Source organism: Caulobacter sp. FG121 (assembly GCF_057809815.1).
The window spans coordinates 384,527-399,508 of sequence record NZ_JBMDKR010000002.1 but is presented as its reverse complement, the minus strand read 5'-3'; the positions used below and the strand labels follow the sequence as shown (position 1 = coordinate 399,508).

At 67.3% G+C, this 14,982-nt stretch carries 19 protein-coding genes and 1 riboswitch; of the genes, 9 read left to right on the top strand and 10 right to left on the bottom strand.

What is annotated here, in order from left to right; all coding sequences use genetic code 11:
* Positions 1–103: 103 nt before the first annotated feature.
* Both ACODSL_RS07925 and ACODSL_RS07920 read left to right on the top strand, forming a co-directional pair.
* Positions 104–1,486: a (Fe-S)-binding protein gene (locus ACODSL_RS07925; protein WP_488900122.1), complete on the top strand. Its 1,383-nt coding sequence runs from the start codon at positions 104–106 to the stop codon at positions 1,484–1,486.
* An 11-nt stretch (positions 1,487–1,497) separates the two neighbouring features.
* Positions 1,498–2,100, top strand: coding sequence for a DUF3501 family protein (locus ACODSL_RS07920; protein ID WP_488900121.1), 603 nt, complete (start codon positions 1,498–1,500; stop codon positions 2,098–2,100).
* Between the two features lie 95 nt (positions 2,101–2,195).
* Here ACODSL_RS07920 and ACODSL_RS07915 read toward each other — a convergent pair whose 3' ends face one another.
* The gene (locus tag ACODSL_RS07915) at positions 2,196–2,306 is read right to left on the bottom strand and encodes a hypothetical protein (protein WP_488900120.1); all 111 of its coding nucleotides are present in this window, start codon (positions 2,304–2,306) and stop codon (positions 2,196–2,198) included.
* Positions 2,307–2,503: 197 nt separating this feature from the next.
* Here ACODSL_RS07915 and ACODSL_RS07910 point away from each other — a divergent pair, with 197 nt between their 5' ends.
* Positions 2,504–2,704: a hypothetical protein gene (locus ACODSL_RS07910; protein ID WP_488900119.1), complete on the top strand. Its 201-nt coding sequence runs from the start codon at positions 2,504–2,506 to the stop codon at positions 2,702–2,704.
* A gap of 70 nt (positions 2,705–2,774) precedes the next feature.
* Positions 2,775–3,494, top strand: coding sequence for a DUF6624 domain-containing protein (locus ACODSL_RS07905; RefSeq protein ID WP_488900118.1), 720 nt, complete (start codon positions 2,775–2,777; stop codon positions 3,492–3,494).
* 36 nt (positions 3,495–3,530) lie between these two features.
* Here the strand turns inward: ACODSL_RS07905 and ACODSL_RS07900 are convergent, their stop codons facing one another.
* Complete coding sequence (locus ACODSL_RS07900; protein WP_488900117.1) at positions 3,531–5,339, bottom strand: ribonucleoside-diphosphate reductase subunit alpha; 1,809 nt, start codon at positions 5,337–5,339, stop codon at positions 3,531–3,533.
* Positions 5,340–5,675: 336 nt separating this feature from the next.
* On the opposite strand from ACODSL_RS07900, the gene ACODSL_RS07895 reads away from it, so the two are divergent.
* Together ACODSL_RS07895 and ACODSL_RS07890 are read left to right on the top strand one after the other, a co-directional pair.
* Positions 5,676–6,989, top strand: a complete 1,314-nt coding sequence (locus ACODSL_RS07895; protein WP_488900116.1) for an acetyl-CoA hydrolase/transferase family protein — start codon at positions 5,676–5,678, stop codon at positions 6,987–6,989.
* 32 nt (positions 6,990–7,021) lie between these two features.
* Positions 7,022–7,149, top strand: a riboswitch (yybP-ykoY riboswitch).
* A gap of 61 nt (positions 7,150–7,210) precedes the next feature.
* On the top strand, positions 7,211–7,774 hold the full coding sequence (locus ACODSL_RS07890; protein ID WP_488900115.1) for a TMEM165/GDT1 family protein: 564 nt from the start codon (positions 7,211–7,213) through the stop codon (positions 7,772–7,774).
* 3 nt (positions 7,775–7,777) lie between these two features.
* On the opposite strand, the gene ACODSL_RS07885 is transcribed toward ACODSL_RS07890, so the two are convergent.
* Positions 7,778–8,278, bottom strand: a complete 501-nt coding sequence (locus ACODSL_RS07885) for an SRPBCC family protein (protein ID WP_488900114.1) — start codon at positions 8,276–8,278, stop codon at positions 7,778–7,780.
* 130 nt (positions 8,279–8,408) lie between these two features.
* On the opposite strand from ACODSL_RS07885, the gene ACODSL_RS07880 reads away from it, so the two are divergent.
* Together ACODSL_RS07880 and ACODSL_RS07875 are read left to right on the top strand one after the other, a co-directional pair.
* Positions 8,409–8,801, top strand: coding sequence for a hypothetical protein (locus tag ACODSL_RS07880; protein ID WP_488900113.1), 393 nt, complete (start codon positions 8,409–8,411; stop codon positions 8,799–8,801).
* Between the two features lie 26 nt (positions 8,802–8,827).
* Positions 8,828–9,130 (top strand): DUF1330 domain-containing protein, encoded by a 303-nt coding sequence (locus ACODSL_RS07875; RefSeq protein ID WP_488900112.1) that lies wholly within the window; start codon positions 8,828–8,830, stop codon positions 9,128–9,130.
* Here ACODSL_RS07875 and ACODSL_RS07870 read toward each other — a convergent pair.
* Positions 9,127–9,792: a TMEM175 family protein gene (locus ACODSL_RS07870; protein WP_488900111.1), complete on the bottom strand. Its 666-nt coding sequence runs from the start codon at positions 9,790–9,792 to the stop codon at positions 9,127–9,129. The two genes, ACODSL_RS07875 and ACODSL_RS07870, sit on opposite strands and share 4 nt — an antisense overlap.
* A gap of 105 nt (positions 9,793–9,897) precedes the next feature.
* On the opposite strand from ACODSL_RS07870, the gene ACODSL_RS07865 reads away from it, so the two are divergent.
* Positions 9,898–10,530: a glutathione S-transferase N-terminal domain-containing protein gene (locus tag ACODSL_RS07865; protein ID WP_488900110.1), complete on the top strand. Its 633-nt coding sequence runs from the start codon at positions 9,898–9,900 to the stop codon at positions 10,528–10,530.
* On the opposite strand, the gene ACODSL_RS07860 is transcribed toward ACODSL_RS07865, so the two are convergent.
* The 6 genes from ACODSL_RS07860 to ACODSL_RS07835 all read right to left on the bottom strand — a co-directional run bounded on the left by ACODSL_RS07860 (position 10,527) and on the right by ACODSL_RS07835 (position 14,940).
* Positions 10,527–10,820, bottom strand: coding sequence for a DUF1330 domain-containing protein (locus ACODSL_RS07860; RefSeq protein ID WP_488900109.1), 294 nt, complete (start codon positions 10,818–10,820; stop codon positions 10,527–10,529). The genes ACODSL_RS07865 and ACODSL_RS07860 overlap by 4 nt on opposite strands.
* 3 nt (positions 10,821–10,823) lie before the next feature.
* The gene (locus tag ACODSL_RS07855; RefSeq protein ID WP_488900108.1) at positions 10,824–11,822 is read right to left on the bottom strand and encodes an NAD(P)H-dependent flavin oxidoreductase; all 999 of its coding nucleotides are present in this window, start codon (positions 11,820–11,822) and stop codon (positions 10,824–10,826) included.
* Between the two features lie 11 nt (positions 11,823–11,833).
* Complete coding sequence (locus tag ACODSL_RS07850; RefSeq protein ID WP_488900107.1) at positions 11,834–12,616, bottom strand: SDR family NAD(P)-dependent oxidoreductase; 783 nt, start codon at positions 12,614–12,616, stop codon at positions 11,834–11,836.
* A gap of 61 nt (positions 12,617–12,677) precedes the next feature.
* Entirely contained in the window at positions 12,678–13,103 is a 426-nt protein-coding gene (locus ACODSL_RS07845) for an NUDIX hydrolase (RefSeq protein ID WP_488900106.1), read from the bottom strand.
* Entirely contained in the window at positions 13,100–14,152 is a 1,053-nt protein-coding gene (locus ACODSL_RS07840) for a patatin-like phospholipase family protein (RefSeq protein ID WP_488900105.1), read from the bottom strand. The genes ACODSL_RS07845 and ACODSL_RS07840 overlap by 4 nt, the downstream gene beginning before the upstream one ends.
* Positions 14,149–14,940, bottom strand: coding sequence for a 3-hydroxybutyrate dehydrogenase (locus ACODSL_RS07835; protein ID WP_488900104.1), 792 nt, complete (start codon positions 14,938–14,940; stop codon positions 14,149–14,151). Before ACODSL_RS07835 ends, ACODSL_RS07840 begins: the two co-directional genes overlap by 4 nt.
* Positions 14,941–14,982: the final 42 nt, after the last annotated feature.

Genomic DNA, 14,982 nt, shown 5'->3' with positions numbered 1-14,982 from the left:
ACCGGGTTTGTAGCCAACCCCTCTTCGTCATCCTGAGGAGCGAGCCTGAAGGCGAGCGTCTCGAAGGACGCAGTGACCTTCAGCAACCATCGACAGGGCGCCCGTGACCGACGACACCGCTACTCCGACCCCGCCCGCCGCAAAGGCCGAGGGCTCACTCGACGCGCCAATGCGGCATCCGATCGCCTGGCGGGACGACAGCTATTACGATCTGGCGGCCGTCGAGAAGGAGATGGAGCGGGTCTTCGACATCTGTCACGGCTGCCGACGTTGCTTCAATCTGTGCGACAGCTTCCCCAAGCTGTTCGACATGATCGACGAGAGCCCGACGGGCGAGCTCGACGGGGTCGACAAGGCGAAGTTCGGCGAGGTCGCCGACGCCTGCACCCTCTGCGACATGTGCTTCCTGACCAAGTGTCCCTATGTGCCGCCGCACGAATTCGACCTCGACTTCCCGCACCTGATCCTGCGCTACCGCGCGGCCAAGCGGAAAGCGTCTGGCGGCGACTTCGTCCGCGAGCAGCTGGGAAAAACCGATCGCAACGGCACGCTGGCCAAGCCGGTCGCGGGCCTCGCCAACTGGGCCACGGCCCGGGAGAACACGCCCCTGCGCGGCCTGCTCGAGGCGATCGCCGGCATCGACGCCGAGGCGGACCTGCCGAAATTCCACAGCAAGACGGCGAAGGACCGGTTGAAGACCCTGCCGGCCGCCGATCCCGCCGGACCGGCCTTCGGCCAGCGCAAGGCGGTGATCTACGCCACCTGTTTCACCAACTACAACGACCCGGCCACGGCCCAGGCCGCCGCCTCCGTGCTGGCCAAACAGGGGGTCGAGACGGCGTTCTGCTACCCGGAATGCTGTGGCATGCCCCAGCTGGAAGCGGGCGACCTCAGCGATGTCGCGGCCCGGGCCGAACGCACCGCCGCCGCCTTCGCCCCCTGGATCGAGAAAGGTTACGAGGTCATCGCCCTGACCGCCTCCTGCGGCCTCATGATGAAGTTCGAGTGGCCGCTGCTGCTGCCCGAGAGCGCGGCCGTCAAGGCGCTGGCCAACGCGACGAAGGACGTCTCGCAGTACGTTGTCTCACTGTCGAAGACCTTTGGCCTGGCCCCCGGCCTCATGCCCATCGAAGGCGGCGTCACCGTTCACCACGCCTGCCACGCCCGGGCCCAGAACATGGGCGCCCAGTCGGCTCAGATGTTGAAGCTGATCCCCGACACCCGCATCGAGCTGGTCGAGCGCTGCAGCGGCCACGGCGGCACCTTCGGCGTGATGAAGGAGACCCGCCCCGTGGCCCTCAAGGTCGGCAAGCCGACCGCCAGACAGGTGGCCGGGAAGAAGACCGAGGAGCTCTGCTCCGACTGCCCGCTGGCCTGCAACCACCTCGGACAGATGGTCGCCGCCGAGGCCGGCGGCGCGATCATGCACCAGGGCCACCCGATTGAAGTGCTGGCGAAAGCCTACGGCCTGACCTTCCAGAACTGAGCCCCGACCCCATGCCCCTCGCCGACCACCGCATCACCCCCGCCGACTTGATCCCCGACGCCGACTACGCACGCCAGCGGTCCGAGCGCCGCGCCGCCCTGCTGCCGGTCAAGCGCCTGCGCCGCGTGGCGCTGGGCCCGTTCTGCACGGTGATCTTCGAGAGCTACGAGACCATGCTGTTCCAGGTCCAGGAGATGCTGCTGACCGAGCGCGGCGGCGCCGCCCAGATCCCTGACGAGCTGGCGGCCTACAACCCGCTGATTCCGCAGGGCTCGGAGCTGGTCGCCACCGTGATGTTCGAGATCGATGAGCCGGTCCGGCGGGCCCGCGAGCTGGCGCGTCTGGGCGGCGTCGAGGACTGCTTCAGCCTGCGGTTCGGCAACGGCCTTGTCGCGCCGGCCGTCCCGGAGGAGGGCGACAACGTCGAGCGCACGCGCGACGACGGCAAGACCTCCTCGATCCATTTTCTGCGCTTCGCGCTGACCGACGCGATGAAGGGCGTATTCCGCGACCCGGGCGTGACCCTGGCCGTCGGCTGCGACCATGAGCACTATGCCCACCTGGCCATGCTCAGCCCCGCCACCCGTGCGGAACTGGCGCGGGACCTGTCATGAGGTGGGGACATGTACCGCAGGTACGTGTCCCCCAAACCAGCCGCCGCTGAATCTCGATTAGGGGACACCGACCTTCGGTACATGTCCCCTACGCCCTACTTCTTCCCGGCGACCTCGATGAACCGGCTGGTCGGCGCGGCCGCGGCCTTCTTGTCCGCCTTGGGCTTGCGGACTTCCTTGTTGGACTTTTTCTGACCCTTGGCCATGACGCGCGCTCCATGAAGGCGGCGGCCCCGGGCCGGGCGGAATGCGCCGGACGTGGGTCGACCGGCATTGATGGGGGCCTTCTACAACATTCCGCGCCGGACCGGGACCGCCAATCCGCCCGTCACGCCGGCGTGCGGCCCAGGAACCGTCGACCTCTGCTCCGGTTTATCCATCCAGAAAAGCAGAGGAGATCACGATGACCGACAAGAGCAGAATCCAGGGCGAGGGCGACTATGAGGCCGCGAAACGCTTCGACGACGCCGAGCGGGCGTTCGTTGAAACCGGCCCGGTGAAGGAGAAGGCGCGGGAAGCGGAACAGGCGCTGGACGGTCCCGAGGGCGAGGCCCTGGAAAAGGCCCGTGTCGAGACGGGGGAAGGCAAGACAGGGAAGGCCTGAACTTTCCTGGCGGGCGGGCTCCATGGGGTGTGTCATCATTCTCTCTGACGTTCCGGAGAGGAAGACGTTGATGACCACCCGACGCCTGCTCATTTTCGCCGTCAGCGCGTTGGTGGCAAATCCCGCGCTCGCCGCGGCGCCGCTCTACGCGCCCGACGTCGGCCCGGCGCTGTCGCCGCGCGCCCAGGGCATGGTCAAGACACTCAAGGCCGCGATCCGCGCCAAACAGGCCGAACTCGACGCCTTGCCGCCTTCACCGCTGGAGGGTGGCAGGCTTGAACGGATGGCCGAGCTGGAACAGACGGCGCGCGAGAGCCTCTACGGTCTGGACTTCGAAAGTCTCGATCTGGCCGAACGGCGCGTCGCGCTGGACGCCTGCTGGTCGCTTGTCGAAGCTGTCGATCGCAGGAACCAGGCGGCGCTGAAGACGATGCTGCCCGCCGATGGCGGCTGGTTCGGGCGTACGGCTTTCGGCGAGGTGGGCGCGCGCGGGGCCTGGCTGATCGTCGTCCATGCGGTGAACGACCGCAAACTGATGCGTGAGGCGGCCCGGCGGATGGAGCCGCTGGTCGCCAATGCCGAGGTGCTGCCGGCCTGGTATGCTTCGGTGGTCGATCGGCTGGCGGTGATCGAGGGCCGGCCCCAGACGTTCGGCACCCAGCCGGTCTGCAAGGCCGGGGCCTGGGTCATCGGCGAAGTCGCCGATCCCGCCGGCCTGGATGCGCGCCGCGCGGAACTGGGCCTGCAGGCGATGGATACGCGGGATTTCCGGCCGCCGCCCGGGTGCTAGGGGACACGGACCTGGCGGTACATGTCCCCGGCTAGCCTACTGACAGGCGAGGCACTCGTCGTAGTCGGTCTTTTCGCCGACTTCGAGATTGTAGGTGTCGACCGTGTCGGCGCCGGCGTGGCTGGCGCGCTGCACGGACTTGGAGCGCAGGTAGTAGAGGCTCTTCATGCCGCGCTCCCAAGCCTGCCAGTGCAGCATGTGCAGGTCCCACTTGTCCACGTCGCCGGGAATGAACAGGTTGACCGACTGGCTCTGGCAGATGTCGGGCGTGCGGTCGGCGGCCAGTTCGACCACCCAGCGCTGGTCGATCTCGAAGGCCGTCTTGTAGACGTCCTTGTCGTCCTGGCTGAGGCAGTCGAGGTGCTGCACCGAGCCTTCGTTGGCCAGGATGCTGTCCCAGACCGCCGGCGTGTTGGCGCCCTTGGTCTCGAGCAGGCGCTCGAGGTAGGGGTTGCGGACCGCGAAGGTGCCCGACAGGGTCTTGTGGCTGTAGATATTGGCCGGGATCGGCTCGATGCCGGCGCTGGTGCCGCCGCAGATGATGCTGATGCTGGCGGTCGGGGCGATGGCCAGCTTGTGGCTGAAGCGCTCCATGACGCCGCGCTCGGCCGCGTCGGGGCAGGGGCCCTTCTCCTCGGCCAGCTTGACGCTGGCCTTGTCGGCCTCGCGACGCAGGTGCTTGAACAGCCGCATGTTCCACGACTTGGCCAGCGCGCTTTCGAACGGCACGTTCTGGGCCTGCAGGAAGCTGTGGAAACCCATCAGGCCGAGGCCGACCGAGCGCTCGCGCATGGCGGCGTAAACCGCGTGCTTGGCGTCATCGGGCGCGCGCTTGATGAAGTCTTCCAGCACGTTGTCGAGGAAGCGCATCACGTCCTCGATGAACATCGGCTCATCGCGCCATTCGAGGAACGACTCGGCGTTGACCGAGGACAGGCAGCAGACGGCGGTCCGCTCGACACCCAGGTGGTCCTTGCCGGTATGCAGCATGATCTCGCTGCAGAGGTTCGACTGGCGGACCTTGAAGCCCAGCTCCTGCTGGTGCTTCGGCATGGCGCGGTTCACCGCGTCGGAGAAGATCAGGTAGGGCTCGCCGGTCTGCAGGCGCAGTTCCAGAACCTTCTGCCACAGGGCGCGGGCGTCGACCTCGCGCAGGACTTCGCCGGTCTTGGGTGAGCGGAGGCCGAACTTCCCGCCATCGCGGACCGCGTGCATGAACTCGTCGGTGATCGAGATGCCGTGGTGCAGGTTCAGGGACTTGCGGTTGAAGTCGCCAGAGGGTTTGCGGATCTCGAGGAACTCGTCGATTTCCGGGTGGTGGATGTCCAGATAGACCGCCGCCGAGCCCCGGCGCAGGCTGCCCTGGCTGATGGCCAGCGTCAGGGAGTCCATCACGCGGATGAAGGGGATGATGCCGCTGGTTTGGCCGGCGCCCTTGACCTTCTCGCCGATGGAACGGACGCCGCCCCAGTAGGTGCCGATGCCGCCGCCGTTGGCGGCCAGCCAGACATTCTCGTTCCAGGTGCCGACGATGCCGTCGAGGCTGTCGCCGACCGCGTTGAGGAAACAGCTGATCGGCAGGCCGCGGTTGGCGCCGCCGTTCGACAGCACCGGCGTCGACGGCATGAACCACAGCTTGCTCATGTAGTCGTAGACGCGCTGGGCGTGATCGGCGTCATCGGCGAAGGCCGTGGCGACCCGGGCGAACATGTCCTGATAGGACTCACCGGGCAGCAGATAGCGGTCTTCGAGCGTCGTTTTGCCGAAGTCGGTCAGCAGCGCGTCGCGGCTGCGGTCGACCTCGACCTTCCGGACCAGCGCCAGCTGCGGCTTGTCGCCGGACAACCAGGCGGAATCACCTGCCGCCTCACCGAGGGGAATTTGCCGTGCCGCGTCGCCCATCATGACCTAAAACCCGTGACCAAACAGCGGCTTCACAAACGAACAGCCCGCCCTGAAGACGCTACATCTTGTGGGCATGACGCCCCCTGAACCCACTATATGGGGCCATGAGGCCTAATGACTCGTCAACGGGGAGAAACGCCTCGGAGGCGACTTTTTCGTTAACAAACTGTTGAGAAGCCGTCCGTAGACCACCGTTCCGCAAGGGTTTGACAACCTTTTCAGACACCTGCGACTCCCCCTCGTCGACGGGCCCCCACGCGTGGCATGATGTCGCCGATGACCCCCGACCAGATCTATGCCGAAAAGCGCATCACCGCGACCGAGGCCGCCGCGCGGATCGAGTCCGGCGCCCGCATTTCGATGGGCATGGCCCTTGCGGAGCCGCCCGCCATCCTCGCCGCCATCGCCGCCCGGGCGGAGGCGAACGAGATCGACGAGGTGAAGCTCTACTATTTCCACTCGACGCCGCATGCGGGAATGACCGTGCTGCGCTACGAGCTGATGGACCGTATCCGGCCCCATTGCTTCTTCCTCGGGCCGATCGAGCGGTCCCTGCTTGAGCGGGGCGCGGCCGACGGCAAGCGCACGATCGACTTCGTCCCCGGCGCCTTCAGCCAGGCGCCCCGGCTGATGTGCGACCCGGCGCCGATCGACTTCCACGTGACCGCCGTGTCGCCGATGGACAGGCACGGCTACTTCAGCTTCGGCCCGAGCAACGACTACGGCTCGACCGTCGCCCGCTGCGCCCGCCAGACCATCGTCGAGGTCAACAAACATACCCCGCGGGTGCGCGGCGGGATGATTCACGTCAGCGAGGTTGCCGGCATCGTCGAGAACGATCTGCCGCTGTTCGAGAACCCCGGCCGTCTCCCGGCCGCCGAAGACGCCGCCATCGGCCGGACCATCGCCGGGCTCGTCGAGGACGGGTCCTGCCTGCAGATGGGCATTGGGGCGCTCCCGGACGCGGTCTGCGCGGCGTTGGGCGGGCACAGGGACCTCGGCATCCACACCGAGCTGCTGTCGCCCGGCCTGGTGGCCCTGATGAAGGCCGGTGCGGTCACCAACCGTCGCAAGATCACCGATCCGGGCCTGTCGATCTTCACCTTCGCCCTCGGCGATCAGGCGCTCTACGATTTCATCGACGACAACGCCGCGGTCGAGAGCCGGCCGGTGGAATACGTCAACGACCCGGCGGTGATCGCCCGCAATGACCGGGTCGTTTCGGTCAACGCCACGCTGCAGATCGACCTGTCCGGCGCCTGCAATTCGGAACACCTCGCCGGAAAGCAGTTCAGCGCCGCGGGCGGCCAGCTCGATTTCGTGCGCGGCGCCTACGCCTCCCACCGCGGTCGATCGATCATCGCCTGCCACTCGACGGCCAAGGAGGGGACGCTGTCGCGGATCACGACGCGGCTGGACGGTCCGGTGACCACGCCGCGCAACGACACCCACATCGTCGTCACCGAGTTCGGCCATGCCGACCTCAAGGGCATGTCCACGGCGCAGCGGGCGAAGGCGCTGATCTCGCTCGCCCATCCCCGGTTCCGCGACGAATTGACAGCGGCGGCGAAGGCGAACGGGAGCCTCTAGCCTTGCATTCGCAGGCCCGGGCCCGTATCAGCCCCTCCGTCACTGGGGAGTAGCCGGCTGCGCGTTCAGCAGCGGGTGCGTCAACAAACTTGGAGCCGAGGCTCCATGGCGCATCCAGTCCGAAAGGACCTGGCGAGACCTTTGGCTTTCGCGTGCGGTCGAGCGGGACCGGAGCGCGGAACGCCAATGGTCTGTCTTACCGGTCCCGCCAGGACAAGTTCATGGAAGCCTTCCTCGTCTCCGCCGGCCTCGTGGCCATCGCCGAAATCGGCGACAAGACCATGCTGCTGGCCATCGTGCTGACGGCGCGATTCCGCAAACCCTGGCCGATCCTGGCCGGCATTCTTGTCGCGACCCTGGCCAACCACGGCCTGGCCGCGACGGTCGGGTCTGTCGCGGGCCATGCGCTGCACGGTCCCTGGGTCCACTGGGTGCTGGGCCTGCTGTTCATCGGCTTCGGCGTCTGGGCCCTGATCCCCGACAAGTTCGAGGACGACGAGGCGCCGTCGGCGATCAAGGCCGGGTCAGTGTTCCTGACCACCGCCATTGCCTTCTTCTTCGTCGAGATGGGTGACAAGACCCAAATCGCGACCGTGGCGTTGGCTGCGCGGTTCCACTCGATCCTGCTCGTCGCGGCGGGCACGACCGTCGGCATGATGCTGGCCAACGGCCCCGCCGTCTGGCTGGGCGAGACCGCGGCCACGCGCCTGCCGATGAAATACATCCGCTGGACGGCGGCCGCAGCGTTCGCGGCGATCGGCGTCTGGATCCTGATCGCCGGCTGACGATCAGGCCAGCAGGGCGCGGTAAGCCTCGCGCGCGGCCTTGAAATGTTCGAACGGGAACTTGATCGGCACGTCCTCAAGGGCCGCCGCGAGCATTTCCAGGTGCGCTTCCCAGCCGGCGGCGGCGCGACCTGCGTCCTCCCCGAAGGGGATGGTCAGGGTCAGAGTCAGGTGCGTCGCCGCCGGTCCGTTAGCCTCCAGCGCCCAGCGCACGGGCCGAAGGGGCTCGCCAGGCTCGCTCCAGCTGTATTCCAGCAGGGCGCCGGGTTTCCAGGCGCTGACCAGGCTGTCGATCGTCGTACCGGAGTCGATGAAATCCAGCCGCGCCCGGCCGCCTTCGTGCGGCTCGATCTCGCCCGGAGCCAGCCATTGCGCCAGGCGCGCCGGCTCGGTCAGGGCGCACCAGACCGTCGCGACGGCATGGTCGAAAGTTCGCGTCATGACCACCTGAACGGTGTCGGTCTGACGGCTGATCTGACCGAGCGTGAGGGAGGTGCTGATCATCTGGGGCGGTTCCTGCAAGAGATGCGGACCCGGTACCCCCTGGCGGCTTTGACGACCGTGACCTGAATCAACGGGCCGACCTTCGCGCGGTCGTAGGGTTGCGGCGTCAGCTGGGTAGCGAGGCTTCTCCATGCGCAAGGCCGTGTTCGCCGGCGCCGCCTATTTCGTGGCGGTATTTTCGCTGGGCTTCCTGCTGGGGGTTCTGCGAGTGCTGGTCGTGGCCCCCCGGCTGGGCGTCGGTGGCGCGGTCCTGCTGGAGCTTCCGGTCATGCTGACGGCTTCCTGGATGATCTGCGGCGCCGTGATCACGCGACTGGGTGTCGGCCCTCTGCCGCGAGACCGCATCGCGATGAGCGTCACGGCTCTTGTCCTGCTTCTGATCGCCGAACCGGTCGGGGCGATGATCCTCTTTGGCCGGACGCCGGGCGAGCTGATCGATTCCTATCGAACCGGCCCCGCGCTGCTCGGCCTGGCTTCACAGGTTGCGTTCGTGCTGTTTCCGCTGTTCCGTCGCCGGCTGTGAATCAGCAACCCCGAGGGGATCGCGCCATGTCCGACACCGCCAAGCCCGCCTATGTCATTCTGGTCCGGGACCGGATGATCGACGCCGACGAGTTCGCGACCTACGCCCAGAAGGCCCGGGGCGCCCGCGAAGGGCACGCCGTTACGCCGCTGGCCTTCTACGGCAAGCATGAGGTCCTTGAGGGGGCTCAGGTCGAGGGCGCGGTGATCCTCTCCTTTCGCAGCTTCGCCGAGGCCCAAGCCTGGTATCGCAGCCCGGCCTATCAGGAAGCCCTGAAGCATCGCCTGGCCGGCGCGGAATACCGGGTGCTGATCGTCGAGGGGGTCTAGGCTTCGGCGGGCTCTGGCTCGGGCCTGGCCGGTTTCGGCTTGCGCGGACCGAACAACAGGCCCGCCAGGATCAGAATGGGCGGGAACAGCACCCAGCACATCGCCGACAGGCCGGGCTCTCCGATCAGGCTGAGCCACAGACCTATGCCGAACACGATGCCGGGCGAGGCCGCGCGCGTAAGCCGGTAGGCGATCTCACGGCCCGTTGTGCCGCCCACCAGCCTGCCCTTGCCACGATAGAGGCACAGAACCAGTGCGCACTGGGACACGGCGGCGGCGATCAGGATCACCGAATAGATGCGCCAGGACTCCCCCTGGGTTCCGTAGCGGCCGAGGATGGCGGAGGCGAACGGCATCAGGGCGATGGTGAACAGGAACAGAAGGTTCAGCCAGGCCACCGGCCAGTCGAACAGCTTCATGGTGCGAAAGATCGCCAGATGCGCCGCCCAGAAGATGCTGACCACGCCGAAGCTGGCGATAAAGGCGATGAAATGGGGAATCATTGCGCGCATGGCGAGGGTCAGGCCACTTGCGCTGGGCAACTCCGGCGGGCGCAACTCCAGCACCAGCAGGGTCAGGACGATGGCGAACACCGCGTCCGAGAAGAACACCAGCCGGTGGACCAGATGGCCGTCGTCCCGGCCGTCGTTGTCGCTGCTCATGCCCCGCCCCCTGTTCGCATCCCTTCGGCCATTGACCGGCCTTACGGAACGCCCGTCAACCACCTACCTAGGGTCCCGGGCCGCTTCAAGAACACGGATACATCGATGATCGATCTCTACACCTGGACGACGCCGAACGGCCGCAAGATCTCAATCCTGCTCGAAGAGCTGGGCGTTCCCTATGCCGTCAAGCCGGTCAATATCGGCAAGGACGAGCAGTTCGCGCCGGCGTTCCTCGCCATCTCGCCGAACAACAAGATCCCGGCCATCGTCGATCACGACGCCGACGGCGGCGACCTGCCGGTCTTCGAGAGCGGCGCGATCCTGATCTACCTGGCCGACAAGCACGGCCAGTTTCTGCCGGCATCCGGCGCGGCGCGCTGGAAGGTGCTCGAATGGCTGGCCTGGCAGGTCGGCGGGCTCGGACCGATGCTCGGCCAGCTCGGCTACTTTCTCCGGGCCGCGGAACCCGTGCAGTCGACCATCGCCCGCTTCGCCGCGGAATCGACCCGACTGCTGACCGTGATGGACAAGCGCTTGAAGGAGGCGGACTACCTCGGCGGCGACTATTCGATCGCCGACATGGCCGCCTATCCCTGGATCGCCGCCATGGCCCCGCTGCTCAAGACCACGCCCCTGATCGCTGGCTGGGACGAGATGACCGGCGTCCACCGCTGGCTCGAGGCGATCGCCGCCCGCCCTGCCGTCGAGCGGGGCATGGCGGTTCCGACGCTCTAGCCGCCCAGCCCTTTCGCCAGCAGAACCACGCCGGTCGAGCCGGCGTGGCGATGCTCGGCGATCGCCTGATAGGCGGGCGAGTCGAACCAGGCGTGGAACGCCTCTGCGTCCGGGAAGCTCATCATCACAAGCCGCGTCGCGGTCCAGACGCCCTCGATCACCTCGGGGGTCTCGTCGACGGCCAGCAACGTGCCGTCGAAGCGGTTGAACACCTCCATGAACGCCAACGAATAGCGATCATAGGCGGCCCGGTCGGTGATGGTGATGTGGGCGACGCCGTAAACGGCCATGGCTCAGGCCGCGGTTTCGCGGGCCACAGCGGGGCTGGCGGCGTTCAGCGCAGTCAGCTTTCCGATGGCGGCGTGGGCCTCGGCCATCAGGCGGCGGACAATCTCGCCTGCCGGCAAGACGTCGTGCACGCCGCCGGCGCTCTGGCCCATGGCGAAGCAGGACTTGTCCGGATCCAGGCCCTCGATCTGCCCGCCGATGCCGCCCATGGCGTTGTTGCGGATGCTGATCCCGGCCTGCATCGGAAACGCCTGGATGTCGCCGGGCCGGCTTTCCCAGTCGGCGACATAGGGGTTCTTCTGCACCCGCATCGGCTTGCCGCTGTAGCAGCGGGTACGGACGGTATCCTCGTCCGACGCGTTGAGAATGGTCTCGCGATACAGGTCGCCGGCGTGGGCTTCCTGACTGGCGATGAAGCGGGTGCCCATCCAGACGCCCTGTGCGCCCAGCGCCAGACAGGCCGCCAGGCCGCGGCCGTCATACAGGCCGCCGGCGCCGACCACGGGGATCTTCACCGCCTCCACCGCCTGGGCCAGAAGGGGCAGGGTGCCTACGAGGCCCGTGTGGCCGCCGCCTTCGCCGCCCTGGCAGATGACCGCGTCGCAGCCGGCCTGCTCGGCCTTTACGGCGTGCTTCACCGCGCCGCAGACGACCATGACCTTCAGTCCGGCCTTCTTGAGCTTCTCCATGATCGGCATGGGCACGCCCAGACCGGCGATGAACGAGCTCGCGCCTTCCTCGATGATGATCTCAACTGCCGCCGTCAGGCTCTCGGGTGAGGCCGCGAGAAGGTCGACGCCGAACGGCTTGTCCGTCAGCGAGCGGACCTTTCGCATCTGCTCGCGGATGAACTCCGGCTGGGTTCCGGCCATGCCGAGCACGCCGTAGCCGCCGGCGTTGCTGACAGCGGCGGCTAGTTCGGCGTAGGACACGCCGCCCATGCCCGCCAGCATGATCGGATGCTCGATGTCGAGCAGGTCGCAGAGGGGGGTGCGGAGGGACATCGGGATAATCCTCAGAAGATCGCGTAGCCGCCGTCGATCAGGAACGAGTCGCCGGTGTGGAAGCGGGAGGCGTCGGACGCCAGATAGACGGCCATGCCGCCGAAGTCCTCGGGCGTGCCCCAGCGGCGCATCGGCACCCGGCTGATGACGTTGGTGGTGAACTTGTCGTTGCCCTGGGCCCCGGCGGTCATGTCGGTGGCGATCCAGCCGGGCAGGATCGAGTTGGCGCGGACGCCGTAGCGGGCGTGTTCGACGGCGATCGACTTCATCATCGAGACCACGGCGCCCTTGGTAGCGGCATAGGCCTCGTTGCGGGCCGCGCCCTCGACAGCCGCCAGGGAGGCGATGCCGATCAGCGAACCGCCGGCGTCGCCGGTCTTCGCCCGTTCGACCATGTGCTTGGCCGCCTCTCGCAGGGTCCAGAACACCCCGTCGAGGTTCAGGGCCATGTTGTAGTTCCAGGTCTCGGTGGACATCTCGGAGAAGGAGGCGGCGCCCCGGCCGCGGCCGGCATTGGCGATCACCGTGTCGACCCGACCCATGGCCACGACCGCTTCAGCCATGCCGGCGACCACCTGGGCTTCGTCCGAGCAATCGACGATCTGGGCCTTCACCCGCACGCCGTAGCTGGTCAGCTTGCCTTCGGCGGCGAGAGTCTTGTCGGGGTTCGAGCCCCAGATGACGATGTCGGCGCCGGCCTGGGCCATCGCCTCGGCCATGCCCAGGCCGATGCCGCCGTTGCCGCCGGTGACGAGCGCGACCTTGCCGGTCAGATCAAAGGGCTTGTAGGCCATGGTGCGTCACTCCCCGTGAACATCTGTTTGGAGTGACAAAAGGCGGGTGACGCGGCGGCGGTCAAGCGCCGAAACGGTCGACGGCTTCCTGCACGACCTTGCGGGTCACATCCCACTCAATGATCGCCAGCGCCTCTTCGAGCGAGAAGAACCGGGCGTCGGCCGCATCATCCCCTGCGATGGGATCGCCGGACAGCCAGCGGGCGGCATAGTCGACCATGATGTAGTGGCGGGTGATCTCGCCCGTCTCGCGGGACGTCATGATGCCGTCGACGACATCGATCAGGCCCAGCAGCTCTGCGGCGACGCCAGTTTCCTCGGCCAGTTCCCGCAGCGCCGCCTCGGCGCTGGTCTCGCCCCATTCGATTCGGCCGCCCGGCAGGCTCCACTGACCCAGCCGGGGCGCCGTGCCGCGCTTGATCAGAAGGACCTCGCGCCCTCGCAGGCAGACGACGCCGGCTGTGGGCCGTGGATGCTGGTCGGTCACAGGAACTCGGCCTTCAGATCGACGGTCGAGGCGACGCCGACCTGATCGAGATGCGCCGCCAGCCAGGCGTCAGCGGCCTTTCGGCCCCGCGCGCGCAGGTCGCTCAGGAAGGACCACTCGGTGCTGAATTTCGACGCCATCGACAGGTCGCCCAGATAGCCGTCGGCGGTGATCGCGTGCACGTACATGTGCCGGTAATGGCTGCGGGCGCTCTCCTTGAGCAAGCCCTCGTCGAGCAGCTTGCGCACGAAGGCGATGGCGCGCAGTTCTGCCGACAGGCTGGCGTTGAAGGTGATCTCGTTGAGCCGGTCCATGATTTCCGCCGGGCTCTTCGGCAGTTCCTTGCGCTCGAACGGATTGAGGCTGACCAGCAGCACGTCGTCCGGCGTATCGGCATAGAGCAGGGGCCAGAGCGCGGGATTGGCCAGATAGCCGCCGTCCCAGTAGGGCTCGCCGTCGATCTCTACGGCGTGGAAAAGCGTCGGCAGGCAGGCCGAGGCCAGCAGATGGTCGACGGTCAGCTCGTCGTTGCGGAAGATGCGCGCCTTGCCCGTGCGCACCCCGGTGGCCGAGACATAGAGCTGAAGCGCCGACGGTGCCCGGATGGCCTCGAAGTCGACCACCTTTTCCAGAACGGCCTTCAGCGGATTCAGATTGAACGGGTTGAATTCGTACGGGCTGAGGGTTGCGCCGAAACTCTCTGCCCAGCGCCAGGCCGGGCTGTCCTTCAGCCAGTCCGGTCGCAACATCGAGGTCCAGACGCTGGAGTCGCCGAAGACGGTCCCGTTGCGACTGTCGGCGTTGCTGGAGGCGCGCCAGAGCGCGGCAAGGCTGGCTTTGGCGCCGTCCCGGCCATTGGCGGCGAGACCCGTGGCGAGGGCGGCGGCGTTCATAGCGCCGGCGGACGCGGCGGTGACGGCCGCGATCTCCAGCGACTCTTCCTCGAGCAGACGTTCGATGACGCCCCATTCGAAAGCGCCGTGAGACCCGCCGCCCTGCAGCGCCAGGCTGATGGGCCGCGGCTTGCTGCGGTGGGCGGGCGGTTTCACGCGGCCGTCCAGCCGCCGTCGATGGAGAGGATCGCGCCGTTCACAGAGGCGCCGACGTCCGAGCACAGGTACAGCAGCATGCCGGCCAGCTGCTCGACGGTGACAAACTGTTTGGTCGGCTGGGCCGCGAGGATCACGTCGCGCATGACCGCCTCCTCGCTGATGCCGCGCGCCTTGGCCTGATCGGCGATCTGGGCCTCGACCAGCGGCGTTTTCACATAGCCGGGGCAGATGGCGTTGACGGTCACGCCGGCCGTGGCCAGTTCCAGGGCCGCGGTCTTGGTGAAGCCGGCCACGCCATGCTTGGCGGCCACATAGGCGCTCTTGAACGGCGAGGCGACGAGCGCGTGGGCCGAGGCGATGTTGACGATCCGCCCGCGTTTCGCGGCCTTCATCGTCGGAATCGCCGCGCGGGTGGCGTGGAATACCGACGAGAGGTTGATGGCCAGGATCCGGTCCCACCAGTCGATGGGAAAATCCTCGATCGGCGAAACGTGCTGGACGCCGGCGTTGTTGATCAGGATGTCGAGCCGACCGAAAGCGGCGACGGTCGAGGTGACCATGTCGGCGATCTGGTCCGGTTTGGTCATGTCGGCGGCGTGATAGCGGACCTCGACGCCGTGGCGTTTGGCCAGATCGGCGCGCGTCGCCTCGATGGCGGCCGGATCGCCGAGTCCATTGATCACCAGATTAACGCCGGCGGCGCCGAGCGCGTCAGCCAGTCCGTGGCCGATTCCGCTTGTGGATCCGGTGACGATGGCGACCTGTCCCCGAAGTTCGGAGGTCATTGGCGATAGCTCCCGCCTCGTTATTGTTGCAGTGCAGCATAA

Bases quoted from the DNA above. Each gene is read 5' to 3' on its own strand.
- ACODSL_RS07920 (WP_488900121.1), top strand. From the start codon at position 1,498: ATGCCCCTCGCCGACCACCGCATCACCCCCGCCGACTTGATCCCCGAC.
- ACODSL_RS07915 (WP_488900120.1), bottom strand. From the start codon at position 2,306: ATGGCCAAGGGTCAGAAAAAGTCCAACAAGGAAGTCCGCAAGCCCAAG.
- ACODSL_RS07910 (WP_488900119.1), top strand. From the start codon at position 2,504: ATGACCGACAAGAGCAGAATCCAGGGCGAGGGCGACTATGAGGCCGCG.
- ACODSL_RS07905 (WP_488900118.1), top strand. From the start codon at position 2,775: ATGACCACCCGACGCCTGCTCATTTTCGCCGTCAGCGCGTTGGTGGCA.
- ACODSL_RS07895 (WP_488900116.1), top strand. From the start codon at position 5,676: ATGACCCCCGACCAGATCTATGCCGAAAAGCGCATCACCGCGACCGAG.
- ACODSL_RS07890 (WP_488900115.1), top strand. From the start codon at position 7,211: ATGGAAGCCTTCCTCGTCTCCGCCGGCCTCGTGGCCATCGCCGAAATC.
- ACODSL_RS07885 (WP_488900114.1), bottom strand. From the start codon at position 8,278: ATGATCAGCACCTCCCTCACGCTCGGTCAGATCAGCCGTCAGACCGAC.
- ACODSL_RS07880 (WP_488900113.1), top strand. From the start codon at position 8,409: ATGCGCAAGGCCGTGTTCGCCGGCGCCGCCTATTTCGTGGCGGTATTT.
- ACODSL_RS07875 (WP_488900112.1), top strand. From the start codon at position 8,828: ATGTCCGACACCGCCAAGCCCGCCTATGTCATTCTGGTCCGGGACCGG.
- ACODSL_RS07870 (WP_488900111.1), bottom strand. From the start codon at position 9,792: ATGAGCAGCGACAACGACGGCCGGGACGACGGCCATCTGGTCCACCGG.
- ACODSL_RS07865 (WP_488900110.1), top strand. From the start codon at position 9,898: ATGATCGATCTCTACACCTGGACGACGCCGAACGGCCGCAAGATCTCA.
- ACODSL_RS07860 (WP_488900109.1), bottom strand. From the start codon at position 10,820: ATGGCCGTTTACGGCGTCGCCCACATCACCATCACCGACCGGGCCGCC.
- ACODSL_RS07855 (WP_488900108.1), bottom strand. From the start codon at position 11,822: ATGTCCCTCCGCACCCCCCTCTGCGACCTGCTCGACATCGAGCATCCG.
- ACODSL_RS07850 (WP_488900107.1), bottom strand. From the start codon at position 12,616: ATGGCCTACAAGCCCTTTGATCTGACCGGCAAGGTCGCGCTCGTCACC.
- ACODSL_RS07835 (WP_488900104.1), bottom strand. From the start codon at position 14,940: ATGACCTCCGAACTTCGGGGACAGGTCGCCATCGTCACCGGATCCACA.